The organism is Ectobacillus sp. OTK (assembly GCF_059698935.1).
Map to the genome: position 1 here is coordinate 3,416,830 of NZ_AP048547.1, position 17,871 is coordinate 3,434,700.

Annotated in this window: 11 protein-coding genes and 1 pseudogene; 2 read left to right on the forward strand and 10 right to left on the reverse strand. The window is 40.7% G+C overall.

Annotation, left to right across the window (positions count from 1 at the left end; all coding sequences use genetic code 11):
• Positions 1-22 precede the first annotated feature (22 nt).
• Positions 23-1,741 carry an assimilatory sulfite reductase (NADPH) hemoprotein subunit gene (gene cysI, locus AC6HZ4_RS16985; RefSeq protein ID WP_497490836.1) on the reverse strand — a complete coding sequence of 573 codons (1,719 nt, stop codon included), beginning with the start codon at positions 1,739-1,741 and terminating at the stop codon, positions 23-25.
• Between the two features lie 27 nt (positions 1,742-1,768).
• Positions 1,769-3,604: an assimilatory sulfite reductase (NADPH) flavoprotein subunit gene (locus AC6HZ4_RS16990; RefSeq protein WP_497490837.1), complete on the reverse strand. Its 1,836-nt coding sequence runs from the start codon at positions 3,602-3,604 to the stop codon at positions 1,769-1,771.
• Positions 3,605-4,240: 636 nt separating this feature from the next.
• Here AC6HZ4_RS16990 and cysP point away from each other — a divergent pair.
• Positions 4,241-5,323, forward strand: a complete 1,083-nt coding sequence (gene cysP, locus AC6HZ4_RS16995) for a sulfate permease (RefSeq protein ID WP_497490838.1) — start codon at positions 4,241-4,243, stop codon at positions 5,321-5,323.
• A gap of 137 nt (positions 5,324-5,460) precedes the next feature.
• On the opposite strand, the gene AC6HZ4_RS17000 is transcribed toward cysP, so the two are convergent.
• From AC6HZ4_RS17000 to AC6HZ4_RS17010, 3 genes are all read right to left on the reverse strand, one after another.
• Positions 5,461-5,832, reverse strand: coding sequence for a hypothetical protein (locus AC6HZ4_RS17000; protein WP_497490839.1), 372 nt, complete (start codon positions 5,830-5,832; stop codon positions 5,461-5,463).
• 221 nt (positions 5,833-6,053) lie between these two features.
• Positions 6,054-7,694 (reverse strand): thiamine pyrophosphate-binding protein, encoded by a 1,641-nt coding sequence (locus tag AC6HZ4_RS17005; protein ID WP_497490840.1) that lies wholly within the window; start codon positions 7,692-7,694, stop codon positions 6,054-6,056.
• Positions 7,695-7,833: 139 nt separating this feature from the next.
• Entirely contained in the window at positions 7,834-8,457 is a 624-nt protein-coding gene (locus AC6HZ4_RS17010) for a GAF domain-containing protein (protein ID WP_497490841.1), read from the reverse strand.
• Positions 8,458-8,845: 388 nt separating this feature from the next.
• Here AC6HZ4_RS17010 and AC6HZ4_RS17015 point away from each other — a divergent pair, with 388 nt between their 5' ends.
• Positions 8,846-9,697, forward strand: coding sequence for a polysaccharide deacetylase family protein (locus AC6HZ4_RS17015; protein ID WP_497490842.1), 852 nt, complete (start codon positions 8,846-8,848; stop codon positions 9,695-9,697).
• An 89-nt stretch (positions 9,698-9,786) separates the two neighbouring features.
• Here the strand turns inward: AC6HZ4_RS17015 and pgaD are convergent, their stop codons facing one another.
• The 5 genes and pseudogenes from pgaD to AC6HZ4_RS17040 all read right to left on the reverse strand — a co-directional run.
• Positions 9,787-10,227, reverse strand: a complete 441-nt coding sequence (gene pgaD, locus AC6HZ4_RS17020) for a poly-beta-1,6-N-acetyl-D-glucosamine biosynthesis protein PgaD (protein WP_497490843.1) — start codon at positions 10,225-10,227, stop codon at positions 9,787-9,789.
• Complete coding sequence (pgaC, locus tag AC6HZ4_RS17025; protein WP_497490844.1) at positions 10,182-11,414, reverse strand: poly-beta-1,6-N-acetyl-D-glucosamine synthase; 1,233 nt, start codon at positions 11,412-11,414, stop codon at positions 10,182-10,184. Before pgaC ends, pgaD begins: the two co-directional genes overlap by 46 nt.
• A 389-nt stretch (positions 11,415-11,803) precedes the next feature.
• Positions 11,804-14,569, reverse strand: coding sequence for a phosphoenolpyruvate carboxylase (gene ppc, locus AC6HZ4_RS17030; RefSeq protein WP_497490845.1), 2,766 nt, complete (start codon positions 14,567-14,569; stop codon positions 11,804-11,806).
• A 374-nt stretch (positions 14,570-14,943) separates the two neighbouring features.
• Entirely contained in the window at positions 14,944-16,986 is a 2,043-nt protein-coding gene (locus tag AC6HZ4_RS17035; RefSeq protein WP_497495749.1) for an Ig-like domain-containing protein, read from the reverse strand.
• Positions 16,978-17,436 (reverse strand): annotated as a pseudogene (locus tag AC6HZ4_RS17040) (L,D-transpeptidase); the annotation flags it as partial. The pseudogene AC6HZ4_RS17040 and the gene AC6HZ4_RS17035, both read right to left, overlap by 9 nt.
• Positions 17,437-17,871 lie beyond the last annotated feature (435 nt).

A 17,871-nucleotide genomic window follows, 5' to 3' on the forward strand; every position in this document is an offset into this window, starting at 1 on the left:
TCCTGTCTCTGATCCATCTTAATTAATCATGAAAATTCGTGCCGTCTGTCGTTGCTTTGACGATACCGGTGCGGATGACAAAGTCACCGAAGTGCTCTCCTTCTTGTCTTTCTTTCGCATAACGCGGAAGAAGTACACGAAGTTCGTTCAAAATCTCTTCTTCGCCAATATTTTCACGGTGTATTTTACTTAAACGGCTGCCGTCAAATGCAGCACCAAGATACATATTGTATTTGCCTGGAGACTTACCAATAAAGCCAATTTCGCCAAGTGCATGGCGGCCGCAGCCGTTCGGACAGCCAGTCATGCGGATCGTAATTTCTTCATCACGCAAGCCGTTTTCATCAACAATAGCATCAATCTTATCAATAAGACGAGGTAAATAGCGCTCAGCTTCTGCCATTGCTAATCCACACGTTGGAAGAGCAACGCATGCTATTGAGCTGCGGCGAAGTGCTGTATAATGCTTGCCATCTGTTAATCCATACTGTTCAATTAGTTCATTAATTCTTTTCTTTTTCTGACTTGATACATTGGCAATGATAAGATTTTGATTTGCCGTTAGACGGAACTCACCAGTATGAACTTTAGCAATTTCACGTATTCCAGTCATTAGCTTATAATCATCGTAATCAGTAACACGGCCGCCTTCAACAAATAGCGTAAAATGCCATTTTCCTTGAGTACCTTTCACCCAGCCGTAGCGATCGCCGTTATGGTCAAACTGGTATGGTTTCGCTTCATCTAGTGTCCAGCCAAGTCGGTTTTCCAATTCAGCCTTGACATTTTCCAGCCCAAGCCGGTCAACCGTGTACTTGAAGCGGGCATATTTGCGGACAGAACGGTTTCCGTAATCGCGCTGAATCGTGATAATTTTTTCTGCTACATCATACATTTGCTCAGGCTTACAGAAGCCAATTACTTTAGCAAGCTGCGGATACGTCGCTTTGTCGCCGTGCGTCATGCCCATGCCGCCGCCGATTGCCACGTTAAAACCGATAAGCTTATCATCTTCAACAATCGCAATGAATCCGAGGTCCTGCGAAAAGACATCAATATCATTCGATGGCGGAACAGCAATACCGATTTTAAATTTCCGCGGCAAATACAGTGGTCCGTACATCGGTTCAACTTCTTCTACTTCTGGTGTGCCGGCCACTTTTTCTTCATCCAGCCAAATTTCATGATACGCTCTTGTGCGAGGCAATAACTGGTCACTTAAAACTTTTGACCACTCATATACCTCAGCGTGGACTTCAGATTGATCAGGGTTCGAAGTACACATAACATTTCGGTTCACGTCACCGCATGCCGCTATCGTATCCATAAGGGACGCATGGATTGTCTGAATCGTTTTCTTCATATTCCATTTTAAAATCCCATGGATTTGGAATGTTTCGCGTGTTGTCAGCTTTAATGTTCCATTTCCGTATTTTTGAGCAAGATCGTCCATCACAAGCCATTGATTCGCTGTTGCTACACCACCTGGCAAACGGACGCGCAGCATGAACTGATACGCAGGTTCCAATTTTTGTTTTTGGCGCTCATTGCGGAGATCCCGGTCATCCTGCAAGTAGCTGCCATGGTGTTTCATCAAACGATTATCATCCTCAGGAATTCCGGCAGTCAATCGATCCTCCATTACTTCCTTCAGTGTACCGCGTAAATAATTACTTCTTTCTTTTATTCCCTCAACGTCGCTTGGCTGGCCGTCCGGGGCTTTTAAAATTTGGTTCACCATGTTGAAAAAAACTCCTTTCAATCCAAATCAGTATACATCACGTTGGTAGCGTTTTTGCTTTTTCATGTCGGCAAGGTAGGCTTCCGCCTCTTCACGGCTCATGCCGCCCTCTTTTTCGATAATCTCAAGCAGAGCGTTATGCACGTCACGCGCCATATTCTGCTTGTCTCCGCACACGTAAAAGGCTGCGCCTTCCTGAAGCCACTTAAATAGTTCTTTGCTTTGCTCAAGCATACGGTGTTGTACATATACTTTCTCATCAGTGTCACGTGAGAACGCAACATCCATTCTCGTCAACACGCCATCTTTCAGCCATTTTTGCCATTCGGTTTGATAAAGGAAATCCGTGACGAAATGCTGGTCACCAAAGAACATCCATGCTTTACCTTCCGCTCCGATTTCTTCCCGTTCCTGCATAAATGCACGGAATGGCGCAACACCTGTTCCTGGTCCAACCATGATAACTGGCGTATTTGGATTTTCAGGCAATCTAAAGTGACTGCGCTGAATATAAATTGGCAGTTTGTCTCCTGGCTGCAGGCGCTCCGCACATAAAATGGAGCAAACACCTTTCCGTTCGCGTCCATGTGCATCATAACGAACAGCACCAATTGTTAAATGCACCTCATCCGGATTGGCAGACAAGCTGCTCGCAATGGAATACAAACGAGGCGGCAGCTTCCGGAGAATGGAAACGAACTCTTGTACTGATCCACTCCATGGGCCAAAATCACGAATTAGGTCGAGTAAATCACGCCCAGTAATATATGCTTTTAATTTTTCTTTATTTTCCGGCAGTACAAGCTCACGTAAATCCTCATTTGCAGACAACTTCGCAGCCTGCTCAAGAAGCGGCTTTGTTAAAACAGTAATTTCAAAATGAGAGAGGAGCGCTTCTCTAAGCGGACGAGTTTCCCCCTCTTTATTAACCGTCACCGCTTCTTCTGAATTCCATTTCATTTCTCCCAAAAGCGCGTCTACAAGCTCTGGATCGTTTTGCGGATAAATACCAAGGCTGTCCCCCGGTTCATATGTGAGTCCAGATCCTTCAAGCGATAACTCAAGATGACGAGTTTCTTTATTTGAACCGCGGCCGTTCAAATTTAAATTCTCAATCACTTCAGCATAAAACGGGTTTGTTCGAGAGTATACAGCTTCAGTTTTTTGTGCTTGCGTTGCCGCTGCCGGAGTAAGAGCAACACTTCCGCCCTGCGCTTCACTTAAGCTGCCTAAGACTCCTTCTATCCATTTGTTAGCTGGTTCCTCAAAGTCAAGGTCACAATCAACACGCGGGTACAAACGCGTGCCGCCAAGCTGCTCTAGACGCTGATCGAATTCTTTGCCTGTTTGACAGAAAAACTCATATGTGCTGTCCCCAAGTGACAACACAGAAAAACGAAGGTTATCTAGCTTTGGCGCCCGTTTGCCATGAAGAAACTCATGGAATGACAGCGCGTTATCCGGCGGCTCGCCTTCTCCATATGTACTCACGGCAATCAGCAGATTTTCAACTTTCTTCAAATTGTTCGGTTTAAAATCACCCATAGACGAAACAGTTACTTGAAAGCCTTGCGCCTCAAGTGTCTTGCCTGCTTTCTCCGCAAGCTTCTGTGCGTTACCCGTCTGTGATCCGTACAAAATAGTCACTTCTTTTGAGACTATCTGCCCAGTACTCGCGGCAGGCAGCTCAGCCGCAGGTGCTTCTAGTGTTCCTAAAGCGGAAACAACCTGGAAAGCAGTCTGAGGTGCGGCCAAATAGCCGCTCAGCCAAATTTTTTGCGATTCTGTCAAGGTCGGCAGAAGACGGTTAAGGAGCTCTGCCTGCTCCTGGTTAAACGGACTGTTCATTACCTGAAGTTGCAACGATATCCACCTCTCAAAGAAATATAAACTGATCGTACGTCATTTTATTTTAATGACTATTTCTAATAATTCTTACCCTTCACTTTTCAGTGAAAAAATGATTAAATTTATCGTATCTCTACTATTATTATAAGTCAAATCAGTTTTAATTATATAGGCCATTAGTAAATACTTATAGATCGGTTCTATCGAACTAAAACATTGAATAAATCCAATTACGCACATCAGATCTCATGAAATTCAATCATCTATAACAACTTCTTGAACAGCATTTCCACTTTTCGCTCATGCCCATACTATCTAGGAGCTTCCTTTTCTTAATGCACTAACACTACATATCTGTTTTCATTTCGGGGCACACTCTAGTAAGCGAATCATTTTAAATCACTATAGAAAAATCCATTTGCAAGTCATGCTAACCCATCAATGGAAGGTATACTCATTTACTTTATGATAAAGCCTGTAATTAGATAAAAATAACCCTTGTTTTTCTCAAAAATGCATTTATAATCAGAAATATAAAACTTATAATTCACATGAGTTAACTTGGTTTTTATTCCCCGCTAGATACATAAACAATAGAGAACTAATTTTTATATAGTACAACAAATTGCTTGAGAAAGAAGGGATCATGATATGACATTAACATACGTAGCGATCGCAATCGCTCTTTTCTTTGCTATGAATATTGGAGCTAGCGGAACAGCAGCCTCCATGGGGGCGCCTTATGGAGCAAAGGCAATCACCAATAAGCGATTAGCTTTATTTTTAGTAGCCATTTCAGCCTTTCTAGGCGCTGTGTTAGGCGGCGGAGAAGTTGTAAAAACCATCGGAAAGGGGATTATTCCATCTAACCTTCTAAGTGTTAAAGTAGTTGTAATTATTCTCTTAGGAGCCACGATCACCTTATTTTTATCTAACCTCATGGGTATTCCATTATCGACAAGTGAAGTAACTGTTGGTTCTATTATAGGGGTAGGACTTGCCTATCATACTTTGTTTACCGAAAAACTCTTAGTGATCATATCCTTCTGGATTTTGGTTCCTGTTACTTCTTTTCTTATTACCTTCCTATTGGGGAAACTGATCTCCTATGCAGAAAAACGCTGGGTACAACTCAAAGATCAAGGTAAATGGGCAAAACCACTTTCTCTGCTATTGGTGATTGGCGGATGTTGGGAAGCATTCTCCGCTGGAATGAACAATGTAGCAAATGCGGTTGGTCCTATTATCGGTGCAAACATCCTTTCAGAAAAGAATGGCATCTGGATTGGAGCGCTATTTGTTTCAATTGGAGCCATATTATTGGGCAGTAGGGTATTAGAAACGAATGCGAAGAAAATCACAAAGCTATCGTTATTACAGGGAAGCGCAGTTTCATTTACGGGAGGTTCCCTCGTGGTGATTGCCTCAGTATTCGGGCTGCCTATTCCACTTACACAAGTAACAACGTGCGGAATTCTTGGTATAGGAACATCCCAAAATGGATTTAGTATATTTCAAAAGGGAATTATTAAGCATATTCTGCTGGTATGGCTTATCTCTCCATTATCATCGCTTGTCGTCTCGTATTTTTTGATCAACCTGTTCGCAAATCTAAATGTCTATAATCTATTGGTTATTCTAAGCACTTTAATCGCTACGATTGGTTCCATCAAATTAGCTCAAAATGTGCGTCAAGAACAAAGATCTGTATATAACGAGGGCGAAGGGATATAATGGTTTCATCGTTACTTCCGCTTGAAGTGGAGGTCTTCTTTCGAAAAATGATAAAATGATGCAACCAAAAGAGGTTGTCATAAGATAGCGCTGTGCGCTACCTTATGACAACCTCTTTTGGATAAAGAAAAGTCTGTCTAGGCAATGCGAGATACCTGCGGTTGTTTATAATCTTTTATTTTATATTTCACATATGTTTGAGGAATTTGGAATAGTTCAGCTACTGCCAAAGACGCGCCGTAAAAGGTTTTACCCTGCTTGATTTCGCGGCCGATTATGCAGCTGTAAACATCCGCTTCAATATCATGGATAGCCGGCAGCATGTGATGCTTTTCCACTAAGAGCTGATAAAGCTGATTGATCAGATCAAGACTCTTACCGAATTTTTCCTGCAATCGTGCTACATCATATTCATTAAGCGTCAAACCTTTTTCAACAAAACCTTTTAACTCTTCTAGAAATAGTTTGTTTTCCACCATCACATTATCACTCCCTTTTGATAGTTTCATTCTATCACTTTCCCGCCAAAAAAGAAAGCGTTTCCATTCTTTTCTGAAACTTTATTTTTAGCTGTCTTTTGATTTCCGGTGATTACTTTATATGACCTTACTAAAATCAATTTCTATACATGCCAATTTATTTAGAACAAAATGTTAAGAGTATCGATGCATCTCAAAACTTTATAAAAACACCTGTCATCCACAAGGGCGACAGGTGTTTTCTATGTCTATTATTTCCCAAAAGATGAAAGAAATTTCACTCGATCCCCCATAGGCGGAACATTATTATCTACTAGAGATACCTCCAATACAGCAGGACCATCGAGATTATTTAAAAGACTTAGTATATCCAGATTGATATCTTCCATTTTTTCAATACGCACGCTCGGAATTCCCATAGTCTGAGCCATCGCCGCAATATTAACGGCTTCTTGTTCAAAGCGCGGGTGGGAACGTTTATATTGCAGGGAATGACCGTGATATACCATTCCTAGACGAGCATTATTCATAACAACAAATACAATCGGCAGCTTGTATTCTTTAGCCGTTAATAATTCCATGCCATGCATGAAAAAGCAGCCGTCACCTGTTATACATACAACCGGACGTTCTGGTTCTGCTAATTTTGATCCGATTGCAGCACCAATCCCGCTGCCCATGGCTCCAAAATGTACATTAATGTCAAATGTATCAATATCTATAACATTCATATAGTGAATCACATAAGACATAAACTCGCCAATATCAATTGTATATCGAGTGGATGGAGGAAAATACCCTTGCAGTTTGAGAAGTACATTTTGTGAGTTATATTCCTCATTGGGCAAGATTTGATCTCTTTGTATTGCTTCATATGTTTTTCTGTTCATTCCAAGTTCTTTTAATTCTTTTATTAAGGATAATAGACTTATATCCACATCACCTAAAATAGGAATATCAACTTGATATTTTCGGTTAAATACCGTTTGATCAAAATCGATTTGCACAATAAAACGATCCTTTGTGAGATTTACATTCCAGTTATTTGTTGCGGTTTCCCCTAAGCTAGAACCAATTACAAGAAGGACCTCTGCCTCTTCAGATCCACCATTTACTAAATTAGAAGCAGTCTCATGACCTGCAAAACCAAATACTCCTGCATAAAGAGGATGATCTTCTTTAATTAGTCCTTTTGCTTGAGGCGTTGTAATGATTGGCCAATTTACCATTTCTGCTAGCTCTATAACCTGCTCAATCGAACTTCTTGCTCCTTGTCCCACAAAAATACACCCTTTTTTTCGATTGAACAACTCATGTGCAACATTTTTGATTACAGCGGTCTCTGGAACGATAGGCGATCTTTTAGGATACTGCGGCAATTCATACACTTCAAGCTGCTTTAGCTGAATATCGATTGGTATAGCGACATGAACAGGCCCCGGCACTCCAGAAAGCGCTATTTCTACTGCTTTTGCTACCTCAGGCAATAAATCCTCTGCATGTTGAACCATTACACTATATTTTGTAACGCCGCGAAAAACTGGTTCCACATTCAGTTCCTGAGAAGCATTTAGGCCTACTGTATTAACAGGAACCGCCCCGGTAAAAAATAAAACTGGAAGATGTTCCCTCATTGCATTAGCAGCGCCTGTTACCAAATTGGTTGCGCCAGGACCGCTGCTGCCAATACAAACAGCTAGACTATTTGAATATTTCGCATAGGAAGCAGCCATATACGATGCTGCCCCTTCATGCTTCGTGACAATGGGGGTGATATCTCTCATCTCATATAACTCATCGAAGAAAGCATTTACAGAACCCGCTGGGATGCCAAAAATGTATTTTACCCCGCCGCTTCTTAAATAATCCAATACTGCATGTATAGCTCTCATAAAAAACTCCCCTAACTTTAAATATATACCGCGCCCTCTTTAGACAGATATTTCTCAGCGAATTCCTCTGCCTTAATCGGTCGATTAAAAAATATCCCTGTATTAAATAACAAGCATAAGATCCATTTATCCTTTTGTTTCAACACCCCCAGCAATTAGATTCAGATTGACATTTATACAGCAAATTAAATAAAACAGAGGCAGCAGCGTCTACAATATATTGCGCCAGCTGCATATCGGCTTCTGGATATACCTTTCCCTTCTCCTCTAGGTTTACAACAGGAATGGTCCCTAACACCTGTCCCATGGCGACTAGCGGCATCATAAACAAGCCCTTAATCCCAAACTTTCGACAAGCCTCATGATTTGGCCTAGGGTCGGCAAACACATCGGGAACGAGAATTGCCTTTTTCGTTTGGATGACCTCTTGGAATAACAAATCCTTGCTATGGTCTAGCTTGATTTCGCCGTGAGTCTCCAGCCATTCTTCTTCCGTCCAATCACTGTCCTTGCTTAGCTTTGCTGGCTTCAGTTTTTTTTCAGCCGCCGGATCGAGCAAATGAATACCGATATTGGAGTTGTTCAGCACTTGCCCTACATAATGAAAACACTTGTCCAGCACCTCCTGCACTGTGGTACACATAGACAAGTCGCGTGTCACATCTAACAACAATTGCTTTTCAGCAATCACGCTTTCTTTACAAGTGAGGTTATCTGCATTGCAAATCGTTAGTCGAGAATATACCGTTTGTTCTCCTGCCATTTTTAAATTCCTCCAAAACGCCTACTGTTTAAAATTCTATTTTTTATACTTTTAATAACCTCTTAAAATCTATATATATACTATACCATATAATATACTAACTTAATCATAATGACGAGCGAAAGTTTTAAATACTGGTACTCATGCAAAAAGAAGTAAAATAGTATCATCCCCTGAATCTATTGTCTTCGTATGATTACATAATCTTTACTTCCGTCATTTTTAACAATCTAAAGGGAAATGAAAGAATATATCGACAATTTAAATTCAAATTAGATATAATGGTAATTAATAACTCCTATTCCTTTTTGTGATTATTCATATAATAAGTTACTCAAATTCCATTTTCTAATTTAATTTCAATTTGAAAACAGGAAAGGGGAGACCTTTGAGAAGGCTTATCTGTATTATAACTATACTCACTGTTCTATGTATTGGGTCAGGCTGCAGCTCTCTTGAAGCCAATGGAAACCCAAGCCCCAATTCTCCTTACTTATCAGAGGAGGGCTGTGTTGTATTAAACTATCACCGTATTCGCTCTCCAAATTGGTTTACTAAAACATTAGAAAAGTTGACAAAGAATAGAGAATTAACTAGATACTCTGTATATACTGATGAATTTAAAAAGCAGATTTTATATTTAAAAGAAAAAGGTATATCATTTATTACACCTAAAGATTTAGAGACTTATATTTCAGGCGAAAAGCCGCTGCCTAAGAAATGCGTTCTTATTACATTTGACGACATAGATGTAAGCGTATACAAAAATGCCTATCCTTTTTTGAAGGAGGAAAATATTCCATTTACTGTTTTTATTATTACGGGAGAGGTAGGAAATCCTAATTTCGATGGATTAAAAATAGTCAGTTGGAAGCAGTTGAAGGAAATGAATCGCTCTGGTCTACTCACGATAGGAGCACATACACATAAGCTTCATTATACAGAACCAAATGAAAAACCTCCGTTCTTAAAAGAGAGAAATTTGGCTCTGTTTGAACAGGATTCCCTAGCAGCAAAAGAAGCATATAAACAGCAATTTGGTACATATCCTCTGTATTTTGCTTATCCATATGGATTCGGCATCGCAAGTACTGATGAAATTTTGTTAAACCAAGGATATCATTTAATTTTTTCATTGCATCCTGGAACTGTGAAAACGAATGATCCAAGATTTTTTATTAACCGGATACTAGTAGAAAAAAATACGTGGAAAGTAATCGAGAAGTGGGCTAGTAGCTAAGTGAACTGCCGCGAGCCTAAAGGCAGCGTGGTTTTACGCCACAAATTATAAGGAAAAAAGCGGAGATCCTAGTAATCTCCGCTTTTTCTCTACACAATCCGGTCTTCCAGCTTAATAATGTTATTCTTCTGTAAAAAGTCAATTTCTTCTTCTTTCAAGGAGAAATACTCTGCTAATTCTTGCGGCTGTACATCCTTCGGGAAACTGCGGCGTTTCAGCTTTCCGAAAACACGATAGTTATATTGAATCCATATGAATTGGATCATAAAGAAAGCAACGCTTAATATTCCAATTTTGTATATAATAATTTGCATATCCACCTCTTTAACTCCGAGAACTAATAGCAATGTTCGTTTCCATTCCAAATCTAAGTTACATGTAATAGCCACTATAAGCGTTAATGTACCTAATAAATACCCCCACAAAAGTAAGGTAATTAGCATCTCTATAGACTTAATAATCAAGGAACGTTCTGTATGAATGATTATCCCTCTGTGTTTTCTCTTACGCCGCGGTCCGGACTTTCCCATATTGCTAATGTTCCTTTCTTTCTAAAAATTGCTTTCGGAATGGCTCTTACAACAGCAAGGGTGTTCATATACCAATATAAAGCAGGATACCAAGCAGCCCAGAAGTAATATTTTATCATCTTCTTATCATACCTAGCATCCAACGTAATCGAGATAAGGAATTGCACAACACAAATCACTGATAAAATACAGGAAAACAGTGTAAATAGACTAAAAATATTTATAGTCATAGTTTGTTTAAATAAGACGAGAAACGTAAAAATAACCCATAAGATTGACCATAGAATACTGCAAAGCTGTTCAAAATAAATCAGATATAACCGGCGCTGACGCCAATCCAGGAAAATATCCCAATGCCTCAATAGCACTTCCACGCCGCCCTGTGCCCAACGAACACGCTGCTTCCAAAGACCTCGGATAGTTTCCGGCACAAGCATCCAACAAATAGCATTCGGCTCATAGCGTACATCCCAAAACCTCTTTTGAAGCTTCCATGTTACAGCTATATCCTCTGTAATCATATCACGGTCCCATAGATGAGCGTCCAGCAAAGCCCTTTTTCGAAATGCCACTACAACTCCGGAAACCGTCATAATTTTTCCTAAAACACGCTGTGTACGCTTAATACTGCCAATAATACTTGCATACTCTACGAGCTGCATACGTGCCAGTAAAGAGCTTCGATTGCGTATACGCGGATTTCCGGTTACCGCTCCAACACGCTCCCCGTTATGTTCAGTTGTAAAATGCGGAATCATATACAAAAGCGCATTTTTATCTAACAGGGCATCAGAGTCAATACAAATGAGAAATTCTCCCCTCGAAGCAAGTAAACCAAGATATAAAGCATTCGCTTTTCCTGAGTTTTTGCGAAGGTCGATAAAACGAACATTTTTATTCTCTAAAGCTAACTCCTTCGCCACCGCTGCTGTTCCATCCTTACTGCCATCATTTATCACAATCACTTCATAGTTAGGATAATTAAGGTTTAATAAGTGAGCAACCGTTTCCCGAATTGTCTCCTCCTCGTTATAACACGGAACAAGAATAGATACGAGAGGCGCCTCCTTCAAGGGCAATGGTTCCTTTCGTTCCCGGTGAAAATAAAATAATAGAGAACCCGTTATCCAAAACAAACTCATGATGATAGGATACCAGAATACATATCCAGAAAAAAATGCAAACACATTCGAGCCCCCCAAACCTAGATTGCAGATATAAAACTCTTTAGATGAAAGAATATCTACATTTAAATACACTTAGATATTCACATATGTATTATAATAAATATACCAACAAAAACTCTACATATAAAGGGGTTGTTATAAATTTTACTTTCACTTATTTATTACTTTCTTTCAAGAATGTGTCGCAAAACCATAAAAAAATACAATATTATGAACAAATAGAATAATTTAGTTATATAAACAATACTCGTCGTCCCAAATATTCAGGATCTCTAGCCTCTAAAAAATTGTTATTTACCCTTTTAAATACTAACAGCCCGTAACAATAGGATTACGGGCTGTTTCGTTTATAAAGATAATAGATTCGAATAAAAACGTTCGCTTAGATATCAACCTGTATTTCGTAACCCTGCAGCAACACCATTGATAGTAAGCAACACTTCGCGCAGCAATGCACTCGTATCGTCATCCTTCTCTGTTTTACAGCGAAGCTCTGAAACAAGTTGAACTTGAAGGAAATTCAACGGATCAACATATGGATTGCGAAGTCGAACAGATTCCTTAATGTTTGGAATATGGTCAAGCAAATCACTTTGCTCTGTAATTTGCAGGATGATATCTTTTGTTTTATTATACTCTTCCGTAATTACACCGAAGATTCTTTGTTCAATTTCTTCTTTCTTGACCATGTCCGCATACTCTTTTGCTGTTGTTAAATCAGCCTTTGTTAAAGCCATTTGCAGGTTATCGATAGTTGAGCGGAAAAATGGCCATTTTTGGTACATTTGCTGCAGTAAGCCTAACCCTTCTTTCTGCTCAGCAAAACGCTGCAATCCAGTTCCTGCTGCAAACCAGGCAGGTATTAATTGACGGCTTTGTGTCCATGCAAATACCCAAGGAATCGCCCGCAAGTCTTCAAATCGATCGCTTCCTTTACGGCTCATTGGTCTAGAGCCAATATTAAGAGCTCCAAGCTCAAGTAAAGGAGTAGCTTCTCTAAAATATGTTAAAAAGTCAGGATCTTTAAAAACGAGCGATTGATACTTTTCTAAAGCATACACTGCAATCTCATCCATTGCCTGCTCCCACTCTGCAGAACGAGAATCATCTTGTTCAGCTTCATTTGACACATGCGCAATCGCTGTAAGCAGCGTACTTGTCGCTTGTTCGAGACTGCGATATGCAATTTCAGAAAGTAAGTAACGAGAAGACAACACTTCCCCTTGCTCCGTAATTTTCACACCGTCTCCTAACGTCTCAGCCGGCTGTGACAATAAACTGCGATTTAGAGGACCGCCGCCGCGCCCTAAAGAACCGCCGCGCCCGTGGAAAAACTTCAAACGAATATCGTATTTCTTAGCCATATCGTGAATTTCTTGCTGCGCTTTGTAGAGCTTCCAGTTAGCTGTGAGCGTACCGCCATCCTTGCTGCCGTCAGAGTAACCTAACATGATTTCCTGCAAGTTATTGCGAGCTGATATATGATTACGATATAACTCTAATTGGAATAATTGCTCCATCATGCTTGGTCCCGCTGTTAAATCATCGATTGTTTCCAATAATGGGGCAACATGCAGGTTGCTGACAACACGACCATCCGGATAAACACGATATAATCCAACTTCTTTGGCTAGGACGAGCACTTCTAGCAAGTCGCTGGCAGATTGTGTCATACTCACCAAATACACTTCAATTGCGCGGTCCCCGAATTCCTGTTTCGCCCTTCTAATCATCCGGAACACTTCAATGATCTCCTGGGTTTCTGGAGAATACGTATCAAAAATTGAAATTAATGGTCTCCGATCTTGCAGGACTTTTGTTAAAACAGCCATTTTCTCCTCTTCCGTCAACGCTTTATAGTCAGGAGTAACATTAACTGTTTTAAAAATCTCAGCAATCGCAGACTCGTGCTCCCCGCTATGATTACGAATATCAAGCGTAGCCAAATGGAACCCGAACAATTCTACTTGCCGCTTCAATTTTCGCAGCATCTTTAATGCATAACCATGCGGATGATGACTTTTAATGCTCTTTTCAATCATTGCTATGTCACGAAGCAATTCATCGGAAGATTGATATCCCGCACTGCTTTGACCACACTGCTCTAGTTTCTCAAGCATAATGGCTACTTTGCCTCGATAGATCTCATCTTCATTTCGCCATTTCTTTTTCCCTTCTAACAAACCTTTTTCCTGCTCAACTGAGTTGAGCAGTTCCTCGCTTACCTGTACCCTTTTTGTAGAATGACTTAACCGCTTCATTAACACTTGAAGGGCGGCTTTATATTTTTGCAAAGCTAGCTCACGCTGTTTTTCTAATGTCTTCCATGTCATTTCAGCAGTTACATTTGGATTTCCATCGCGATCGCCGCCAATCCAAGAGCCAAAGCGAAGGAAAGTAGGTACATCCCATTTTTGTCCATATTTCTCAAAAAGCAAATCCTCTAGGTCTTGGTGAATTTGCGGCAGCACATCGAATAGCGTTTCATCAAAATAATAGAGACCATTCTTTACTTCGTTCATAACGGTAAGCTTTTGATCCCTCAGCTCGTCTGTTTGCCATAATACCGTGACTTCGTTAAATAAGCTCTCTTCAAGATCTTTTCTTTCACGTTTTGTACACGGCTGATCTAATTGCTTTAACAAGTTAGCGATACGCTGGTGAATTTGCAGCACCGTCCGTCTTGTCGCTTCTGTTGGGTGGGCCGTAATAATTAATTCAAGTGATAATGTTTGTAAAGCATTTTCGACGATATCTGTTGAAATGTTATTTTCAATTAAAGACGCAACTCCGTCTTCAAGGGAACCCGGCTGAACTAGTTCGCCGCTCTGATGCTGATACTCACGACGCCGTCTAATTCGATGATTCTGCTCAGCAATGTTCACAAGCTGCAAGTAAATAGAGAAAGAGCGAATCACATTCTGCCTTAATGGCGGCTGCAAATTTGTGATTTCTTCCTTTAACTGCGCATAAACAGATGGATTATGCTCATCCCGCAATGATTTTGCGATCATTCGGATGTTCTCCACCTTGTTGACTAGAGCTTGCCCCCCTTCATGAAAGAGAACTTCATCTAGGATATCCCCCAAAAATTTTACATCTCGCTGCAATGGGTCAATGTGCCCTTGTTCTTTTACGGATAACTGTAGTGTCATTGTAGTTACAATCCTCCAAAGTGGTAATGTGTTTTAATGTTCTATGAGTAATACCACTGCATATGAATCATTGATTTATTATACCACATACTGATTAATTATTAACTATCATACTTTGCTTCCTGTCGAAAAATCATATTATTTGTTGATTATTTAGTGATATTGGCGATCCATACAACCATTCGGCTTCCTAAATAACAGTAAGTGTAAGCGTACATAGAGCTATACTAACTCCATTCATACCTGCAAAATTCATAGAAATTTTATTTTTATATCACTCATCCTTCTCATCTCTTATTTGTTCATCTAAAAGAAAAACTCCTTATATACCTATAGGATGTAAGGAGTTCACTGTTTATATTTAGAGATCCGCTTTAACTGCCTGCCGTTATTTTCGTAGTTGTACTGATATTCCTAGCTTTATCTGTTGCTGTTACCTTTAACACGCTTCCTGCTTTTTGCACATCTATTGCTACTGTAAATGTTCCGTCTGCCTTCGCTGTTCCCTCATACGTTTTGCTTCCTGCCTTTACCCTAACAGTCGCCCCTGCTTCTGCTGCTCCTGTTACCGTTTGGTCCTGATCATTTACCGGATTTACTACCGGTGCCGCTGGTGGAGTTGTGTCTGTTGCGCTTACAGTGATCTTCGTGATCGGACTTACATTCCCTGCCTTGTCCGTTGCTGTTGCCTTTAACACGCTTCCTGCTTTTTGCGCATCTATTGCTACTGTAAATGTTCCGTCTGCCTTCGCTGTTCCCTCATACGTTTTGCTTCCTGCCTTTATCCTAACAGTCGCCCCTGCTTCTGCTGCTCCTGTTACCGTTTGGTCCTGATCATTTACCGGATTTACTACCGGTGCCGCTGGTGGAGTTGTGTCTGTTGCGCTTACAGTGATCTTCGTGATCGGACTTACATTCCCTGCCTTGTCCGTTGCTGTTGCCTTTAACACGCTTCCTGCTTTTTGCGCATCTATTGCTACTGTAAATGTTCCGTCTGCCTTCGCTGTTCCCTCATACGTTTTGCTTCCTGCCTTTATCCTAACAGTCGCCCCTGCTTCTGCTGCTCCTGTTACCGTTTGGTCCTGATCATTTACCGGATTTACTACCGGTGCCGCTGGTGGAGTTGTGTCTGTTGCGCTTACAGTGATCTTCGTGATCGGACTTACATTCCCTGCCTTGTCCGTTGCTGTTGCCTTTAACACGCTTCCTGCTTTTTGCGCATCTATTGCTACTGTAAATGTTCCGTCTGCCTTCGCTGTTCCCTCATACGTTTTGCTTCCTGCCTTTATCCTAACAGTCGCCCCTGCTTCTGCTGCTCCTATTACCGTTTGGTCCTGATCATTTACCGGATTTACTACCGGTGCCGCTAGCGGTGATTTGACGTTTGAAATCTTCACAGTTCTTTCTGGCAACGTCATCACCTTTCCGTTTTTCCCCGTTTCTCTTACTGTAATTCTATGGCTTCCATTGCTGATTTTTGTCGTGTCTAAAGCATAATGATAACCTGCATTCCCATTCTTGTATTCTGGATAAGCGTTTTGCACATCTGGCCTCGCATCCCCATAGGACGCCTGCCCTGCCACAACTCCATCCACCAACACCTCTACCTTGGATACTCCGCTTCCATCTAAAAACCAGCCAGAGACATTGTAGCTTCCACTTAATACCGTACCTGAAACCGGATTATCCAGAACACCTCTGACATTCGAAATCGTCACGGTTCCTTCCGGCAGCGTTGTTACCTGACCATTTTTTCCCGTTTCTCTTACTGTAATTCTATGATTTCCATCATTGAATCTTGTCGTGTCTAAAGTGTAATGATAACCTGCATTCCCATTCTTGTATTCTGGATAAGCGTTTTGCACATCTGGTCTCGCATCCCCATAGGACGCCTGCCCTGCCACAGCTCCATCTATCAGTATTTCTACCTTCGACACGCCGCTTTCGTCTAAGAACCAGCCAGAGACATTGTAGCTACCAGTTAGCGTTGCGCCTGAAACTGGATTATCCAGAACACCTCTGACGTTCGAAATCTTCACAGTTCTTTCCGGCAGCGTTGTCACCTGGCCGTTGTTCCCTGTTTCTCTTACTGTAATTCTATGATTTCCGTTTCTTAGTCTCATCGTATCTAAAGCATAATGATAACCCGCATTCCCATTCTGATATTCCGGATAAGCGTTTTGCACATCTGGCCTTGCATCCCCATAGGACGCCCAGCCTACCACGGCTCCATCCACGAGTACTTCTACCTTCGACACGCCGCTTCCATCTAAAAACCAGCCAGAGACATTGTAGCTTCCACTTAATACCGCACCTGAAACCGGACTATCCAGAACACCTTTTGATGATTTGTCTGTAAGTGAAATACCATATAAAGCAGCAATTTCTTGATAAGAAGCTTGAGCCCATTTAATAATGACGGTTGCGTTAACATTAATACGATCATATAGCCAGCGAATATCATCGTTATGCATTCTCACACAACCGCTGCTAACCCATTTCCCAATTGAGCTTTCATTATTATTCCCATGGATCGCGTATGTATTACCGGGTGTTCCATATATGTTCATCCCTAACCAACGATCTCCAAGCGGATTGCGTGGATCTCCCCCCGGAATGCCACCGGTATAGTACGGACGATTTTTAATTTTATTAACAATCAAAAATTTACCTTGTGGTGTAGGTGTACTGCTCTTCCCTGTTGCTACAGGAAATTCCCTAACCAAATTTCCGTTTTCATAAAACGCAAGCTTATTAATTGCGGTATTAACGATAATAAGTTGCGAAGGCGGCGACGCAGCTGCTGCAAATTCTTGAGGAATAAGAAAAGTGACCAACAAAGTAAAGACAAGTAATAGCTGTTTCATTTTGTTCCTCCAATCGAAAACAAGGGTTTATTTCTCGAATGCAGCATATTGCCAATTAATCTAGGAAATAATAATCATTAATAAATTTTATAAAAAATTGTTGAGATTACGTGTTTTATATTTAAGTTAGGATAATAATCAAGTACAGATTGCATAGATATAACAAATTTATAGCCTTTTTTAGCTTTACAACTTTGTACAATTCCTCATGCACCTTCAACCTTCCTTCTTGTCTTTCATTACGTTCTTGAGACTCTCTCTCATTTAGAATATGTATCTTTACTTTTTCTCCGTTATCCGATTTAATCCCACCTTTCTTTTTATTTTCATATCTTAATTGATTGGATTCGACATACTATTTCTATTTCCTTCCTTTCTGCTAACGAAGGGGACAAAAGTACATAATATTTTGAATATAACAAAAATTCGGCGTAG